The 14,956-nt window shown below is 72.0% G+C and carries 15 protein-coding genes and 1 riboswitch; of the genes, 7 read left to right on the forward strand and 8 right to left on the reverse strand.

Features of this window, described 5'->3' with window-relative positions:
- The first annotated feature begins 72 nt into the window (after nt 1-72).
- The 4 genes from ACF088_RS20095 to ACF088_RS20110 all read left to right on the forward strand — a co-directional run bounded on the left by ACF088_RS20095 (nt 73) and on the right by ACF088_RS20110 (nt 4,253).
- On the forward strand, nt 73-1,443 hold the full coding sequence (locus ACF088_RS20095) for a M20/M25/M40 family metallo-hydrolase (RefSeq protein WP_392377110.1): 1,371 nt from the start codon (nt 73-75) through the stop codon (nt 1,441-1,443).
- A 45-nt stretch (nt 1,444-1,488) separates the two neighbouring features.
- Nucleotides 1,489-2,715, forward strand: a complete 1,227-nt coding sequence (locus ACF088_RS20100) for a CaiB/BaiF CoA transferase family protein (protein ID WP_392377111.1) — start codon at nt 1,489-1,491, stop codon at nt 2,713-2,715.
- Nucleotides 2,712-3,503, forward strand: a complete 792-nt coding sequence (locus ACF088_RS20105; protein ID WP_392377112.1) for an enoyl-CoA hydratase/isomerase family protein — start codon at nt 2,712-2,714, stop codon at nt 3,501-3,503. The genes ACF088_RS20100 and ACF088_RS20105 overlap by 4 nt, the downstream gene beginning before the upstream one ends.
- A 249-nt stretch (nt 3,504-3,752) precedes the next feature.
- Complete coding sequence (locus tag ACF088_RS20110; protein ID WP_392377113.1) at nt 3,753-4,253, forward strand: VOC family protein; 501 nt, start codon at nt 3,753-3,755, stop codon at nt 4,251-4,253.
- Between the two features lie 68 nt (nt 4,254-4,321).
- Here ACF088_RS20110 and ACF088_RS20115 read toward each other — a convergent pair whose 3' ends face one another.
- The 3 genes from ACF088_RS20115 to ACF088_RS20125 all read right to left on the reverse strand — a co-directional run bounded on the left by ACF088_RS20115 (nt 4,322) and on the right by ACF088_RS20125 (nt 7,404).
- Nucleotides 4,322-5,527, reverse strand: a complete 1,206-nt coding sequence (locus ACF088_RS20115) for a HoxN/HupN/NixA family nickel/cobalt transporter (protein ID WP_392377114.1) — start codon at nt 5,525-5,527, stop codon at nt 4,322-4,324.
- A riboswitch (cobalamin riboswitch) is annotated at nt 5,525-5,773 on the reverse strand. Its footprint overlaps the gene before it by 3 nt.
- A 174-nt stretch (nt 5,774-5,947) precedes the next feature.
- Nucleotides 5,948-6,796 carry an alpha/beta fold hydrolase gene (locus tag ACF088_RS20120; RefSeq protein ID WP_392377115.1) on the reverse strand — a complete coding sequence of 283 codons (849 nt, stop codon included), beginning with the start codon at nt 6,794-6,796 and terminating at the stop codon, nt 5,948-5,950.
- Nucleotides 6,793-7,404 (reverse strand): MarR family winged helix-turn-helix transcriptional regulator, encoded by a 612-nt coding sequence (locus tag ACF088_RS20125; RefSeq protein ID WP_392377116.1) that lies wholly within the window; start codon nt 7,402-7,404, stop codon nt 6,793-6,795. Before ACF088_RS20125 ends, ACF088_RS20120 begins: the two co-directional genes overlap by 4 nt.
- A 9-nt stretch (nt 7,405-7,413) precedes the next feature.
- On the opposite strand from ACF088_RS20125, the gene ACF088_RS20130 reads away from it, so the two are divergent.
- Together ACF088_RS20130 and ACF088_RS20135 are read left to right on the forward strand one after the other, a co-directional pair.
- Entirely contained in the window at nt 7,414-7,617 is a 204-nt protein-coding gene (locus tag ACF088_RS20130) for a hypothetical protein (protein ID WP_392377117.1), read from the forward strand.
- Nucleotides 7,614-8,039, forward strand: a complete 426-nt coding sequence (locus ACF088_RS20135) for a hypothetical protein (protein WP_392377118.1) — start codon at nt 7,614-7,616, stop codon at nt 8,037-8,039. The genes ACF088_RS20130 and ACF088_RS20135 overlap by 4 nt, the downstream gene beginning before the upstream one ends.
- Here the strand turns inward: ACF088_RS20135 and ACF088_RS20140 are convergent.
- On the reverse strand, nt 7,996-8,652 hold the full coding sequence (locus ACF088_RS20140; RefSeq protein WP_392377119.1) for a nucleoside/nucleotide kinase family protein: 657 nt from the start codon (nt 8,650-8,652) through the stop codon (nt 7,996-7,998). The genes ACF088_RS20135 and ACF088_RS20140 overlap by 44 nt on opposite strands.
- 144 nt (nt 8,653-8,796) lie before the next feature.
- On the opposite strand from ACF088_RS20140, the gene ACF088_RS20145 reads away from it, so the two are divergent.
- The gene (locus ACF088_RS20145; RefSeq protein ID WP_392377120.1) at nt 8,797-9,564 is read left to right on the forward strand and encodes a MerR family transcriptional regulator; all 768 of its coding nucleotides are present in this window, start codon (nt 8,797-8,799) and stop codon (nt 9,562-9,564) included.
- Nucleotides 9,565-9,678: 114 nt separating this feature from the next.
- On the opposite strand, the gene ACF088_RS20150 is transcribed toward ACF088_RS20145, so the two are convergent.
- From ACF088_RS20150 to ACF088_RS20165, 4 genes are all read right to left on the reverse strand, one after another.
- Entirely contained in the window at nt 9,679-10,884 is a 1,206-nt protein-coding gene (locus ACF088_RS20150; protein WP_392377121.1) for a methyltransferase, read from the reverse strand.
- A 343-nt stretch (nt 10,885-11,227) separates the two neighbouring features.
- The gene (locus tag ACF088_RS20155) at nt 11,228-11,881 is read right to left on the reverse strand and encodes a DedA family protein (protein ID WP_392377122.1); all 654 of its coding nucleotides are present in this window, start codon (nt 11,879-11,881) and stop codon (nt 11,228-11,230) included.
- A gap of 249 nt (nt 11,882-12,130) precedes the next feature.
- The gene (locus tag ACF088_RS20160; RefSeq protein WP_392377123.1) at nt 12,131-12,595 is read right to left on the reverse strand and encodes a DoxX family protein; all 465 of its coding nucleotides are present in this window, start codon (nt 12,593-12,595) and stop codon (nt 12,131-12,133) included.
- A gap of 79 nt (nt 12,596-12,674) precedes the next feature.
- Nucleotides 12,675-14,771, reverse strand: a complete 2,097-nt coding sequence (locus tag ACF088_RS20165; protein ID WP_392377124.1) for an FAD/NAD(P)-binding protein — start codon at nt 14,769-14,771, stop codon at nt 12,675-12,677.
- Nucleotides 14,772-14,956: the final 185 nt, after the last annotated feature.

The raw sequence follows: 14,956 nt of genomic DNA on the forward strand, positions 1-14,956 counted from the left end.
CCCCCCCAGCACCCCCAGCACCCCCAGCACCCCCAGCACCCCCCAGCGCCCCACGAAAGAACGAGGCCCACCATGACGGACGCTTCCACGATCCGCGCCCAACTCTCCGGCACCCCGCGTGAACTGGTGCACGAGCGCCAGGAGGAACTCATCGCCGGGTTGATGGACTACGTCAGCCAGCCCAGCGTGAGCGCGACCGGCGAAGGGTTTCCCGCCGCGACCGACCGTGCGGTCGAAGAGGTCAAGCGGGCCGGCCTGACCCCGTCGGTACTCGTCGGCGACGGCCGGCCGCTGGTGACCGGTCACCGCGCCGGGCCCGCCGGAGCGCCACACGTCCTGATCTACGGGCATTACGACGTCCAGCCGACCGGGCCGCGCGAGCTGTGGGATTCCGAACCCTTCGCCCCGGTGGTGCGCGACGGACGGATCTGGGGGCGCGGCACCGGTGACAACAAGGGGCAGCATTACGCGCACCTTCAGGCGCTGCGCCTCTTCGAGGAGCAGGTCGGCGCACTCCCGTGCTCGGTCACGGTGCTGCTCGACGGTGAGGAGGAGATCGGCAGCCCGACGCTGGCAGACATCCTGCGCGCACACCCCGAGCGGTTCGACGGCGATCTCGTCGTCTGGAGCGACCGTTCGGTGCACGAGTCCGGTGAATGGTGCGTCTCGCACGGCGTGCGTGGCATGCTCCGGCTCCGGCTCCGGGCGACCGGTCCCAGCCGCCCGCTGCACTCGGGCAACTTCGGCAATGTCGCGCCCAATCCGGCATGGCAGCTGGTCCAGGCGCTGGCCAGCCTCAAGGACCCCAGCGGCCGGGTCCTCGTCGAGGGCTTCGAGGACGGCCGGGAACCGCTGTCCGACGTCGACCGTGCCGCGTTCACCGCTCTCCCGCTCGATCTGCCGCAGGTCCTCGGCGACATCGGGCTGACCGAAATGGACCCGGCCTTCGACGGGCTGTCCTTCTACGAGCGGCTGGCCGACCGCCCCACGCTGACGATCAACGGGATCACCACCGGCGATGTGGCCCGGACCATCATCCCCGACACCGCGGAGGCGGGCGTCGACATCCGGCTGACGGCGGGCCAGGACCCCCAGGTCGTCTTCGAGCGTGTGGCCGCGCACCTGCGTACCCATGCTCCCGAGGTGACCGTCACCAAGTCCGGCGGCGTACCGGCCTCCAGGACCCCGATCGACAATCCGTATACGCCCAGGGTGGCGCGAGCCATCTCCCGGGTCACCGGGCGCGACCCCCTGCTGGTCCCCGCGTACGGCGGCACTCTTCCCGACTGGATCTTCACCGGGGTCCTCGGTGTGCCCAGCATCGGCCTGCCGTTGGCCAACGCCGACCAGGCCAACCACGCACCCAACGAGAACCTGCGCGTCGACTGCTTCCTCGACGCCACCGCGATCTGCATGGAGCTGCTGCTCGAACTGGGCGCCTGACCCTCCGGCCCCTCGCGACACCACAGGAACAGAGGCGACACCGCAATGCGCACCACACCACACCCCCCGCCCTGGCTCGTCCACGACGGCGTACTGACCGGTCTGAAGGTCCTCGATCTGTCCCGCATCCTGTCCGGGCCGTTCTGCAGCATGATGCTGGCCGATCTGGGCGCTGATGTGATCAAGGTCGAGGACACCGCCTCCGGCGATGACACCCGCGCCTGGGGTCCCCCTTTCCAGGGAGAGGACGCGGCGTACTTCCACAGCGTCAACCGCAACAAGCGCGGTATTGCCGTCGACCTCAAGGACCCCGACTGTCTGCGCCTGATACAGGAGCTGGCGGCCGGCGCCGATGTGATCGTGGAGAACTTCCGGCCCGGCACCGCGGCCCGCCTCGGCCTGGGCTATCAGGACGTCCGCGACCGTAATCCCGGCGTCGTGTACGCCTCCATCAGCGGTTACGGGCAGACCGGTCCGTACCGGAGCGAACCGGGCTATGACGCGATTGCCCAGGCGGTCAGCGGCGTCATGAGCGTGACCGGAGAACCCGGCGGCCCGCCCGTGCGGTTCGGGGTCTCCCCGGCGGATCTCGCCGCCGGGATGTGGGCCGCCATCGGCGTCCTGGCCGCCTTGCGCAACCGCGAGCACACCGGCAGCGGCGAGTGGGTCGATGTCTCGCTGCTGGACGGCCAGGTGGCCTGGCTGAGCTATGTCGCCGCCGGGTACTTCGCCTCCGGCGATGTCCCGCAACGCTATGGCTCGGCCCACCCGACGATCGTGCCCTACCAGGCGTTTCCCACCGCCGACGGTCACCTCATGGTCGCCGCCGGGAACGACGGCCTGTGGCGCCGCTTCGCCACCGCGATCGGATGCGCCGAGCTGGCCGACGATCCACGGTTCGCGACCAACCCCGACCGGGTCCGCCATCGCGGGGAACTGCTCCCGCTCATCGAGCGTGCGCTGCGGGCACGCGATGCCCAGGAGTGGGCCGAGATCCTCACCGAGGCGAAGGTACCGGTCGGTCCGATCAACACCGTCGACCAGGCTCTGCGGCATCCCCAGGTCCTCGCGCGCGGCATGGTCGCCGAAGTCGAGCACCCCGACGCCGGCACCCTGCGCACCATCGCCTCACCCCTCAAGCTGTCCGGCAATCCGGCCACGGTGCGCACCCCGCCGCCCCGCCACGGGGAGCACACCGTGCAGATCCTGACCGCCCTCGGGGTCGGCCCGCGGCAACTGGCCGGGCTCCGCGCGCGAAAGGCCGTGAGGTGACCCCCGTACCCGCCCCCGACCCGGCCCTTCGGACGTCCCGGTCCGGCCCGGTCGCCGAGATCCGGATCGGTGACGGCAGCCGGCGCAATGCCCTCCCGGGCCGGGCCTGGGCGCGGCTGGCCCGGGAGGTCGGGGAGCTCGGGGAGGACCGGTCGCTGCGGGTGCTGGTGATCCGCGGGCAGGGCGATACGTTCTGCGCCGGTTCGAACATGACCGACTGGGTGGATGCGGACACCGGCTATGTCGAGGAGTCCTTCGCCCATATGGAAACGGCGTTCACCGCGATCGAGGACTGTCCCGTTCCGGTGATCGCCGAGATCCGCGGTGTCGCCGCCGGTGCGGGGTGCCAACTCGCCCTCGCCTGCGATCTGCGGCTCATGGCGGACGGGGCACGGATCGGGATGCCGATCGCCCGGCTCGGCATCCTCGCCAGTCCGGCCTTCGCCGCGCGTCTGGTCGCGCTGGCCGGACCTGCCGCGGCGCGGGAGCTGCTCTACACCGGCCGGCTGTTCGACGCCCGTACCGCGGTGGCCCGCGGGCTCGCGGAGGACAGCGTGCCCGAGGAGCAACTCGCCGCCCGCACCCGCGATCTCGCCACTGCGATCGCCGGGCAGCCACCCGCGGCGATCCGGGCCGCCAAGCTGGCGGTGGCCGCCGCGCTGGCACCGCAGCGGCAGGCTGCCGCCGTCAATCCGCGACCGGCGGTGGCCCGGCCCGACTTCGACCGGGCGATCACCACCTTCCTCGGGCAGCGGTCGGCCACCGCACCGGCCCCGCCCGCCGCCTGAAGACCGGCGTCGGTCCGTGCGTCCCTCCTGCGTCGGTCCGTGCGTCCCTCCTGCGTCGGTCCGGGGAGCGCCGGTCCGGGGGCCGCCGGTCCGGGGCCTCGGGCGCCAGGGCCGGAAAGCGGGCCGGAAAACGGCTGGATACCGGCCCATGGACGCTGGGCAGCGGCGGGGCCGGTGGGGTAGATCAGGAGTGGGGAGGGCACGGTGGCCCCTGGCGGTGTCGTGGCAGGAGATCGGAGAGCAGGCTGCATGTCCGTACGACGTCTGAACCATGCGGTGCTTTACGTCCGTGATGTGGCCCGGTCGGTTGCTTTCTACACCGAGGCCCTCGGGCTCACGGTGGGGATGGAGATTTCGGCACAGGCCGCGTTTCTCCGCGCCCCCGGCTCACTCAACGATCATGATCTGGCGCTGTTCGCGGTGGGGGCGGAGGCGCCGGGGCCCGAGGCCGGGCGGGTCGGGCTCTACCACCTGGCCTGGGAGATCGGCACACTCGGCGAGCTTGTCGCGGCACATGCGCAGCTCGTCGAGCGGGGCGCGCTGGTGGGGTCGAGTGATCACCTCGTCGCCAAGTCGCTGTACGCCAAGGACCCGGACGGCAACGAATTCGAGGTGATGTGGCGGGTCCCGCGGGAGGACTGGCCGGGACCGGACGAGCCGGAGCGGCTGCGGCCACTCGATCTGGCGGCGGCGCTGCAGCGCTGGGGACCGGATCTGGCGACGGGGGCGGCAGCCGGTTCGGCCACCTGAAGGGGTGACGGTACCCCGGCGCCGCTACGGGCGCCGGGGACGTATGCGGCGTGTGGGGCCGAGGCGCCTCAGGAGTCCGGCGTGGCGCGCTCCGCCGACCCTGCCGGCCCCGCCTGCTCCGTCGGCTGGGTTCGTTCCGCCCGTTCCGCCCGTTCCGCCCAGCGCTTTTCGACGCCGGCCAGTCGCCAGTACGCCAGCGCGGCGGCCCACACCACCACGAACAGGCCGACGATGAGGAAGCCGACATTGTCGAGGTCGAGGCCGGAAATCCAGCCGGTCAGCGGGTCGTTGAGGGCGAGCTTCTCGTGCAGCACGGTCACCAGCTCGATCGTGCCGATGAAGAAGGCGACGGCGATCGACAGGCCGGTGATGGTGAGGTTGTAGTAGACCTTGCGCACCGGGTTGGAGAACGCCCACTGGTAGGCGAAGTTCATGAAGGTGCCGTCGAGGGTGTCGAACAGGCTCATTCCGGCGGCGAAGAGCAGCGGCAGGCACAGCACGGCGTACCAGGGCAGGCCCGCCGCGGCGCCGCTGCCCGCCATCACCATCAGCGTCACTTCGGTCGCGGTGTCGAAGCCGAGTCCGAAGAGGAAGCCGAGCGGGAACATCTGGCCGGGACGGGAGATCGAGCGGGTGAACCGTCCCAGGAAGCGGTTCATGAAGCCGCGCGCATCGAGGCGCTGCTCCAGCTCGGCCTCGTCGTAGTGGCCGTTGCGCATACCGCGGAAGACCCGCCAGATCCCGGCCAGTGCGATCAGGTTGAGGGCGGCGATGAGGTAGAGAAAGCTCCCCGAGATCGTGGTACCGATCGTGCCGAGGATCTGGTGCGTACGGGACTCGTCGTTGAGCAGGGTGCCCGCGAGCTGGGCGCCGCCCGCCACCAGGGCCGCCATCGCGACGACCACGCTGGAGTGGCCGAGGGCGAACCAGAAGCCGACCGAGACCGGCCGCTTTCCGTCGGCCATCAGCTTGCGGGTGGTGTTGTCGATGGCGGCGATGTGGTCGGCGTCGAAGGCGTGCCGCATGCCGAGGGTGTAGGCGGTGACACCGAGGCCCACGCCGAAGACCTGGCTGCCCACGGCGTAGTGATGCGGCACCACGAGCAGGAAGAGCACGCCGAAGGCGACGACGTGCAGACCGGCTATGACGGCCATCAGGCCCGCGGTGCGGACGGTGTCCTGCCGACGCCAGCGGAATGCCGCGGGGGCAGGGGTGGTACGGGTATCGGTGGACAGGGCCATCCGGCGGTCACGCTCCAGCACCTCGTGGATCACTTCGTGAGATGCCGTGGCCGGTCTCCTGGCTTTTGGGGGTACCTCCCTGCTCCTCAAGAGCTGGGGGGAGGGTGTACGCGCCCGCCCCGCCTTCCCGGCCGCGGGTTGCGGTCAGTGGCGCCGCAGGCGCGCCGTGCGCCTGCGGAAGGGGCGGAAACTCCCCGATCACAGTGGCGAGGGCCGCTCCGGTCTGGGACCACAAGGTCCGTCACCGGATTCCCGAACACCACGGCCCGGTCACTCTAGCTGCCACCCGGGAGGGCTGGGGTTCGCGGGGCACCTTCCGCAGCCCCTGGAGGGGGCGGTCATCGTGAGGCGGTCGGTCGTGCCACGAGTCACGGGGCGTGCCACGGGGCGTGCCACGAGTTGTGCCACGGGGCGTGCCACGGGGCGGTCGCTGGGCGAAAGGAAGGTGTGGAGTCAGTAGTCCAGGGACGAGAGGAAGGTGTGGAGTTCGCGGTCGAAGAGTGCGGTGTTCTCCAGATTGACCATATGCGCGGCGCCCGGTATCCGGACTCTTCGGGCGCCGGGAACGGTCAGCGCTATCGCATGGGCGTTGGCGGAGATGTCCCTGCTGTCGAGGTCGCCGTCGAACACGAGGGTGGGCACCCGTATCTCGCCCAGGCGGTCGGCGGCACCGACCTCAAGGGGCATACCGGCACCCGCACCATCGGCATGTACCTCTGCGTTGGCCTCGGCCGAGGCACGCATCCGCTCACGGAATCCCGGGTGCACCGCGGAGGGTTCGCGGTGCGGTCCGTCCACCCACATCCGCAGGAAGTGCTCGACATAGCGTTCCGCGCCGTCCGGGGCGCCGATCGCCGCCACCTGCGCCTTGATGTGTTCCAGGAGGAAGGGGTCGGTGAAGGCGCGGCCGCTGATGCCGGGGGAGGCGAGGGCGAGGGCCGTCACCCGCTCCGGGCGGGCTAGGGCGGTGTCGAGCGCGACCCGCGCGCCATGGGAGAGGCCGACGAGGACGGCTCCGGGAACATCGAGCGCGTCGAGCAGGGTGCACAGGTCGTCGTGGTTCGCGTAGTCCCCGGTCACGGTGGAGGACAAGCCATGGCCGCGGAAGTCGTAACGGATGGCGCGCAGGCCGGAGTTCACCAGCCAGGCGAACTGCTCGTCCCACATGTGCTGGTCGAGCATGCCGCCGTGGAGCAGCACCACCGCGGGGCCCGAGCCGGCTGTCTCGTAGAACAGCTCACCGTCGTCGACCGGCACGATTCCGTTGTCGATCTCGGACCAGGCGGTGATTCCTCGGGTCATCTTGCAGGCCGTCCTTTGTGTACCGGATGCGATGAGGTGGGCGTGATGCCATTGTCGTCGCTCTTGCCGCTGCTGCCGCAACTGCCGGTTTCCTCCGGTTCCGTGCGTGAGCCGTTCGCGAGCTGCCGGAACTCCTCACCGAGCCGGTCCAGTACGTGCAGCGCGGTACGGACGTCGTCGGCGGGCAGGTCGGCCAGCCGCTGCCTCAGCTCCGCTGCCTCGGATTCCCGGACGCTGCGTATCGCCTCCGTGCCTTCGCCGGTGAGCCGGATCAGGGACGAGCGGCGGTGTGCGGGATTCGGGGCGGCCACGACCAGGCCCAGCTCCATGGCGTGGTTCACCCAGCGCTGCACCGGCTGCCGGTCGAGCCCCATCCCCCGCGCCAACTGCGGCACGGTGCACGGGCCTTCGGCGCGCAGCGCGTCCAGCAGCGCGTGTTCGCCGGCGGTCATGCCCGTGCCGGCCAGCTCGTGTTCCACCGCGCGGACGACCGTGCGGTGCAGCGGCCACAGGCGTCGGATGACGCCGTACAACAGGTCTTCGGTGGACGCCGGCTCTCCGCCGTCGGCGTCTTCCGCATCTCCGGCGAACCTCTCAATGACACTCATGATGTCATGATGACATTGGTGATGTCGTTTGGGAAGGGGGTTGTCGCGGAAGGAGTGGAGAAGGCGGCGGGCGTGACGGGCTCGTGCGGCCGGTCGCCGCGAGAAGGTGAGAAAGACGAGAAAGACAAGAAAGGCGAGAAAGGCAAGCAAGACGAGAAAGATAAGAGAGGCAAGAGAGACAAGAGAGACGCGAAAAAAGGGGACGGCGGATGAAGGTCGGTCTGTTGCGTGCGGTCGGGGCGGCCACGGCCGTGTACGGGGTGGCGGTGGCGGCGCTGCCCGAACTGCTGGCACGGCCCTCCGGGCTGGTCGGCGCCACAGCGCGGACCGAGCCGGCGACCCGGACCGCACTGCGTCCGCTGGCCTGGCGGGACGCGGTGAGCGGGCTGGCGATGTTGGTGGCTCCGGAAGGCCCGGCACTGCGCACCGCCGCGTATGTGCGGATCGCGGCGGACTTCGGGGATGCCGTACTGCTCGGTGCGACGCTGCCGGGGCGCGACCGGAAGCTGACGGCGGTGGCGGTGTCCCTCGGGTGGGGCGCGCTGTCGGTGGCCGGGCTGCTCGCCGACCGGCGGCGGTGGGGGAGCGGGGTCATGCGCTCGGTGGAGGTGGGGCCTCTTCGGGTGCGAAGGTGATGACGAGGTCGGCGCGGTCGCGGGTGGCCGCCACCACGCGGGCGTTGGCTTCGTCCGAGGTGCGTACGAACCGCTCGGCGTCGGCGCGTGGACGCCCGAACCGCTCATGCCGGCCGACCAGCCGCCGGATCCGTTCCGGGGTCTCCAGCTCCACGTACCAGACCTCGTCGAGCAGCGCCCGGACCCGTGGCCACGGTGCGGAGTCGAGGAGGAGGTAGTTGCCCTCGGTGACGATGAGGGGAATGTGGGGTGCCACGGGGATGCTGCCGGCCACCGGCTCCTCGATACGCCGGTCGAACGCCGGGGCGTAGACGGCGGTGTCCGGCTCCGGGGAGCGCAGACGCGCCAGCAGCGCGGCGTAGCCGGCCGGATCGAAGGTGTCCGGCGCGCCCTTGCGGTCCGCACGGCCCAGGCGCCGCAGCTCCGCCTCGGCGAGATGGAAGCCGTCCATCGGGACGAGTGCCGCCTGACCGGCCAGCTCCGCCACGAGGTGGGCGGCGAGGGTGGACTTGCCGGCGCCGGGCGGGCCGGCGATGCCGAGCAGCCGCCGTCGGCCGGGGGGCGCGGAGGCGGCGAGCCGACGGGCGCGGGAGAGGAGGAGCCGGGGATCCATGGTGCCTCCATCGTGCCTGACGGGGCGTGTCCCTCGTGCCTGAGGGAGGGGGCGCCGGTTTCCGGGCTTGCGGTTGCCGCCGCGTCAACTTCTACGGTCATCCATGGGGCCGGAGAAACCGGCCCGGCGAGGGGAGGCACGGCAATGGCCTGGTCGATCGCGGAAGTGGCCCGGATGTCCGGGGTGACGTCCCGGACGCTGCGGCATTACGACGAGATCGGTCTGCTGCCACCTGCGTGGATCGGGAGTAACGGGCACCGCTACTACGAGGAGGCCGATCTGCTGCGGCTGCAGCAGATCCTGCTGATGCGGGAGTTGGACCTGGGGCTGCGCGAGATCGAGGTGGTTCTGGACCGCCAGGTCGATCAAGTGGCCGTGCTGCGCGAGCACCACGGGCGGCTGCTGGCGGAACGGGACCGGCTGGAGACACTGGTCCGCACGGTCGGGCGGACCCTCGCCGAACTGGAGGAAGGCAAGGACGACAACGACATGGCAAAGATCAACAGGCCGGAGAACCTCTTCGAGGGCTTCGAGGCCTCCGCCGCCGAGGCCGAGGCCGAGGCGCGCGCACGGTGGCCGGCGCAGTGGGAGCAGGCCAGGCAGGCCAGGGAGGCCATGACCGCCGAGGACCAGGAGCGGTGGCAGCGTGAGGTGACGGCGCAGATGATCCGCATAGCGGAGTTCATGGTGGCCGGCACACCGGTCGCCGATCCTGCGGTGCAATCCGAAGTACACGCCCACTACCAGGGCATCTGCCGGTTCTGGACCCCGAACGCGGCCGCCTACAAGGGGCTGGCCCAGACCTACGTCGACGACCCGCAGATCCGTGCCAACTACGACACGATCGCCGAGGGGCTGGCCGTCTACCAGCAGCAGGCGATGGCCGTCTACGCCGATGCCCGGCTGAACTGACGGAGCTGACCGAGTCGGTCGAGCTGACCGACGGCTCTCACTGCCGGGGGGCTGCAGACCCCCGGCGGCAAGCAGCTCTTCCCCTGCGCTCGAAACGTGCGACGCCGGACGCCCTCAGGGGGCGCCGGACGCACCCCGGTCCGCGGTGCCCAGGCGCCACAGGGAGGTGACCTCGGCCGCGCGGGCCACATGAAGCGGGTCGGAGGTGTCGCGGGCGCGCGGGTGGCGCGGGGTGATGTCGTGTCGGCCCAGGATCGTCAGGCCGGCCTTGGCGAAGGCGTCGAGCAGCTCGGTGTGCGCGCGCAGGCCGAGGTGTTCGGCCAGGTCGGAGAGGATCAGCCAGCCCTCGCCGTCCGGTGTCAGATGGTCCGCGAGGCCGCTCAGGAAGCCGTACAGCATCCGGTTGCCCGGGTCGTACACCGCGTACTCGACGGGCGAGGTCGGCTTCGCGGGCACCCATGGGGGGTTGCAGACGATCAGCGGGGCGCGGCCGGCCGGGAACAGATCGGCCTGGACCACTTCCACCTGTCCGGCGACGCCCAGCCGTTCGGTGTTCTCACGGGCGCAGGCCAGCGCACGCGGATCCTGGTCGGTGGCCACGACCCGGCGGACGCCGCGCCGGGCGAGTACCGAGGCCAGTACGCCGGTGCCGGTGCCGATGTCGAACGCCAGCTCCTCGCCGGGCAGTACAGCCTCGGCCACCAGGTCGACGTACTCGCCGCGGGCCGGGGAGAAGACGCCGTAGTGCGGATGGATACGGTCGCCGCCGAGCGCCGGGATCGTGACGCCCTTCCTGCGCCATTCGTTGGCGCCGATGAGACCGAGGAGTTCGCGCAGCGAGACGAGCGAGGCGGTCGGATCCGTGCCCTCGACGTCCGCGGTCGCCCCGGCGGCCTCCCCCTGGACGGACTCGACGGGGCCGTACGCTCTGGCGCAGGCCTCGCGGACGTCGGGGGCGCGGTGCAGCGGGACGGCGAGGGCCGCATCGAGCGGGACCAGCAGCATGCCCAGGATGCGGGCGCGGTGATTCTGCGCGGCGCGGTGCAGATGGAACGCCTGGGTGACATCGGCGGGTGGTGCCTTGCGGGGGCGGCGGTCGATGCGGCGGGCCAGCGCCGTGAGCAACTGGCGGGCGTTGTGGAAGTCGCCGCGCCACAGCAGCGCGGTGCCTTCGCAGGCGGATCTGTAGGCGTCGTCGGCCTTCGTCCGGTCGTCCGCGATGACGACGCGGCGCGGGGGCGGGGTGCCGTTCTCGGAGCGCCAACGGGCGGAGCGGGGCTCGTCGGCCTCGGTCCATTCGACGACCGGCGGTTGGTTCACCGAAATGTGCCTCGTGTGTGTGGTTCGGGCCCGTCCCAGGGGTGCCGCTGTGGTGCGGCGCCGGTCCGGCGCGCCGGGGGAGCGGCGAGGCGCTCGCGGGAGACGGTGGGCGGGGTGGTGACGGTCGACTTTACCCGTATCGGCCTCGCGCCCCGCCCCTGCCGTCGGCAGCGCACGGCCGAAGCCGGCAGGGCGGGTCCTGGCAGGGCGGGTCCTGGCAGGGCGGGGCAGGGCCTGGGGCAGGCGGGCAGGCGGGCAGGCCTGGGTCAGGCGATGCCGGCCGAGGCCCCCGTCAGCCCGCGGTCCCGGTCGGTCCGCGGTCCCGGTCGGTCCGCGGTCCCGGTCAGTCCGCGGTCCCGTGGGCCGGACGGCGCATCAGGAAGGCGGCCGCGGACCCGGCGGCGAAGAGGGCCATCACGGACAGGGCGGGGCCCACCCAGGACGTGCCGAGCCAGTGCCCGCCGAAATAGCCGAGGCTGACGCTGTAGGCGGCCCAGGCGAGGGAGGCCAGCGCGGACCAGGGGAGGAACTCGCGGACCGTACGGTGCGCAACGCCGGCACCGAGGCTGACCACGGAGCGCCCGGCGGGTGCGAAGCGGGCCAGGACGACGATGCCGCCGCCGCCTCGCGTCAGCGCCGCGCCGAGACGCTTCTGGGCCGCCGTCAGACGGCGGGAGCGGCCGATGGCGCGGTCGAAGCGGTCGCCGCCGCGCCAGGCGAGCCGGTAGGCGGCCATGTCGCCGAGCACCGAGGCGGTGGCCGCGCACAACATCAGGGAGAACATCTCGGCCGGGTGCGTACCGGTGTGGACGGATGAGGCGACATCGACACCGCCGACCGCATCCGCCGCGGTGCCGGTGCCGGCGGCCGTGGTGGCCGCGGCGATCACCAGGACTCCGCTGGGCAGGATCGGCACGAACACATCGAGAACGATCGAGAGACTGACGATCACATACACCCAAGGGGTGCCGCCGAGGGACCCCAGCTTTTCCAGCAACGCCCTGCTCCCGGTCCGAACCCCGCCGCGACGTCGCTCGGTGCGGCAGGGGCGGCCCTACAGCCATACACCGTACGCCTGGGGCTCTGCGGGTGGCGGGCCGGGGTCGAAGGTGCGGTGCACGGCTCGCACGGCGGCTCCGCCGCACGACCCGCACGGCGGAGATGCCGCACGGCCCGCACGGCGGTGCCGTACGGGCCGTGCGAAGGAGCGGGGCCGGGGGTGCGCCGGGCCCCGCCAGGAGGTGCGTCAGGCGGCGGAAGGTTCCTGACGCACGGTCGAAGTCTGCTCCTGCCGGCCCTCGCCGAAGAAGACCCGGTCGAGCGCCCATGCTCCGGGGCCGGTGAAGAAGATCAGCAGGAAGGCCCAGCAGAACATCACGGAGGCCTCGCCGCCGTTCTGTATCGGCCACAGCGCGGAGCCCTGGTGCATGGAGAAGTACGCGTACGCCATCGAGCCGGAGCTGATGAACGCCGCGGGGCGGGTGCCCAGGCCGAGCATCACCAGGATGCCGCCCGCCAGCTGGATCACAGCGGCGTACCAGCCCGGCCAGGCGCCGGTGGGGACCGTGCCGCCCTGGCCCATGGCGCCACCGAGGACGCCGAAAAGGGAGGACGCTCCGTGGCAGGCGAAGAGCAGCCCGACGACGATGCGGAAGAGCGCGTGCACGTGCGGGGCTGATCTCTGGATGAGCGAGGTCAGAGGTGCGGACATGTGGGGACTCCTGCGGTTTCTGGGGACGAGGTAACCGTTGGAGACAGAGGTTAGGGACACCTAAGCAGTACTTGCAAGTTCAACTTCTGGCCGAATCGGACCTTTGGCCGGAAACCACCGAGCCCGCCACTGTGACCGCTCCGGCGCCCGTGCCGGTGCCCGCGCCCGCGCCTGTCCTCGTGCCCGCGCCTGCCCCCGTGCCCGCGCCCGTGCCTGTCCCCGGGACCGCGCCCCCACCCCTGCCGCCCCCCGCATCCGTCCTCGTCCCGGTCCCCGTCCCCGTTCCCGTCCCCGTCCCTGTCATCGCGGCCCGCAGCGCCGCCCGTGCCACGGCGTCCGTGTCCGCCAACGTGACCGACCCCACCCCTGGGCGGGCCCCCGCCGCCGTCACCCAGTGCACGCCCTCCGTCGGCACCCCGACTGCGAAGCGCCGCGGGTGGAGCGCGCCATCCGCCTCCACGAGGTGGTACGGGCTCGGTGACACATCGAGTCCGCCCGTTTCGTGGCCGTCCGCGGTGTGCGGCCGGCAGCCGCCCTCGGCCAGCAGCCGGGCCAGCAGCGCGTCCGCGGTGTGCCGCAGATCCGGTTCCGGCAGCCGCGCCTCGATCAGTGCCGTCGCCGTCACCTCCGAGCCCGCAACGTCCGGCGAATGCGCCGTGAACCCGGGCCCGCGACCGTCGGCGGTGCCGAGCCGGACGGTCATCCGGGGGCCGATCACCTCCAGCACCCCCGCGTCGATCAGCGCGGTCATCTCCTCGATCCGGCGCCGCGGCGGTCCGATGGACAAGAAGGCGTTGAGCGGCGTGTACCAGCGGTCCAGGTGATGGCGGCGGGAGGCGCCGGCCAGCCCGCCGTGGTCGACGATCTGCCGCAGCTCGTTGCGCAGATCCCGCAGCACGTCGAGGGCCGCCTTGAGCGGGCCGGACACATTGTCCTGCCGGGCGTGTGCGATGTCCCGGCGCAGATGCCCCAGCAGCCACTCCCGGAACGCGGCGCGGTCGGCGAACGACCGCTCGGCGTGCGGCCGGGCGATCCGGTCCCAGTCCCAGCGTTCGGCCGGTGCGATCCCGAAGGTGTCCAGGGCGGCGGCCTCGTCGGGCCCGCGGTGTGCGCTGTTCAGGAAGCGCTCCCGGAAGCGGTGGCGCGGCTCACCGCCCGCACCGCGCCGCCTCAGCAGCGCCTCGTAGTAGACCGCTTCCACCTCCTTGGCCACCAGGGGCCAGACCTCCGTCAGGAAGTCGGGCAGATCGCCACAGGCCGCACGCTTGCGGAAGGCCGCTATCACGTCCGGCGTCAGCAGCAGCGGCAGATGACGGCCGTGCGCGCCCTTCGCGTTGTCGCCGCGTGCGTGATACGGGATGCCGCGGCGGGAGCCCGCGTAGAGATGGGGCTCGCGACCGGACGGCAGGTAGGTCAGCGCCCCGTCCGCACCCTCGACGAACCGGCCGCCGCGAGCCGTGGTCAGCAGCGCCATGTGATCGAAGAAGTTGAGACCGAGACCGCGCAGCAGTACGGGGTGGCCCGGGGCCAGTGCCGCCAGCGGGGCGGAGAGGTCGGCGGGGTTGGCGGGCGGGAGATAGCGCAGGCCGTGCCCGGCGGCGTAGTCGGCCAGGCGCCGTTGCTCCGGGCCGGCCACGGCCGGCAGATGGCCCTGGGCGAGCACCACCGCCCCCAGCCCGTGCAGCGTCCGGCCGTCGTCGAGGGTGAGCGACTGCGAGCCGTCGGGGGCCTCGGCCAGGTGCACCGCGCAGGCCCGGTGCACCACCACCGTCACCTCGTCGGGAGCGGTGCGCACGGTACGGCCGAAGACCCACTCCAGATAGCGGCCGTACAGCGCACGCCCCGGATAGTCGTCCGGGCCGACCTCGCAGCCCTCCCAGGCGTACAGGCTCGGCCCGGTACGTATCGGACCGGCGCACTCGACGCTGTCGTCGGTGAACAGCGTGACTTGCGAGGCCACGGTGTTCATCAGCAGCTCGGGGGGCTGGGCGGTGCGCCACACCTGGCCGGCGCCGGGCGGGGCGGGGTCGATGACGTGGACGGTCAGACGGGCACCCGGGGCCAGTTCGGCGGCCGAGGCGCAGATCCGCTCCAGCACGCTCGTCCCGCGCGGCCCCGCACCGACGAGGGCGAGAGCGGGCCGTGGTTGGCGGTCGGCGAGATGGTCGGCGGCCAAGAGGGGCTCTCCCTGGGGCGGCGGACGGCCGGCGCGCGGGCGCGGCCGCCCGAGAGTGCGGGCGACGGGCAAAGGTGCGCCCCATCATCACCGCCCGATCCGCCGTTGCAGCACCCGGGGGTGGGCAAAAAATACGGCGAATCCCGGGGAAGTTGCCCGGTCGCCGTGCCCTTCCGGACGCTTAC

The sequence above is a fragment of the Streptomyces sp. NPDC015125 genome (assembly GCF_043080045.1).
In the GTDB taxonomy this organism is placed as follows: domain Bacteria; phylum Actinomycetota; class Actinomycetes; order Streptomycetales; family Streptomycetaceae; genus Streptomyces.

Coding starts and splice junctions, on each gene's coding strand:
- ACF088_RS20110 (WP_392377113.1), top strand. CDS start 3,753: ATGTCCGTACGACGTCTGAACCATGCGGTGCTTTACGTCCGTGATGTG.
- ACF088_RS20095 (WP_392377110.1), top strand. CDS start 73: ATGACGGACGCTTCCACGATCCGCGCCCAACTCTCCGGCACCCCGCGT.
- ACF088_RS20140 (WP_392377119.1), bottom strand. CDS start 8,652: ATGGATCCCCGGCTCCTCCTCTCCCGCGCCCGTCGGCTCGCCGCCTCC.
- ACF088_RS20130 (WP_392377117.1), top strand. CDS start 7,414: ATGACATTGGTGATGTCGTTTGGGAAGGGGGTTGTCGCGGAAGGAGTG.
- ACF088_RS20135 (WP_392377118.1), top strand. CDS start 7,614: ATGAAGGTCGGTCTGTTGCGTGCGGTCGGGGCGGCCACGGCCGTGTAC.
- ACF088_RS20125 (WP_392377116.1), bottom strand. CDS start 7,404: ATGAGTGTCATTGAGAGGTTCGCCGGAGATGCGGAAGACGCCGACGGC.
- ACF088_RS20145 (WP_392377120.1), top strand. CDS start 8,797: ATGGCCTGGTCGATCGCGGAAGTGGCCCGGATGTCCGGGGTGACGTCC.
- ACF088_RS20160 (WP_392377123.1), bottom strand. CDS start 12,595: ATGTCCGCACCTCTGACCTCGCTCATCCAGAGATCAGCCCCGCACGTG.
- ACF088_RS20100 (WP_392377111.1), top strand. CDS start 1,489: ATGCGCACCACACCACACCCCCCGCCCTGGCTCGTCCACGACGGCGTA.
- ACF088_RS20120 (WP_392377115.1), bottom strand. CDS start 6,796: ATGACCCGAGGAATCACCGCCTGGTCCGAGATCGACAACGGAATCGTG.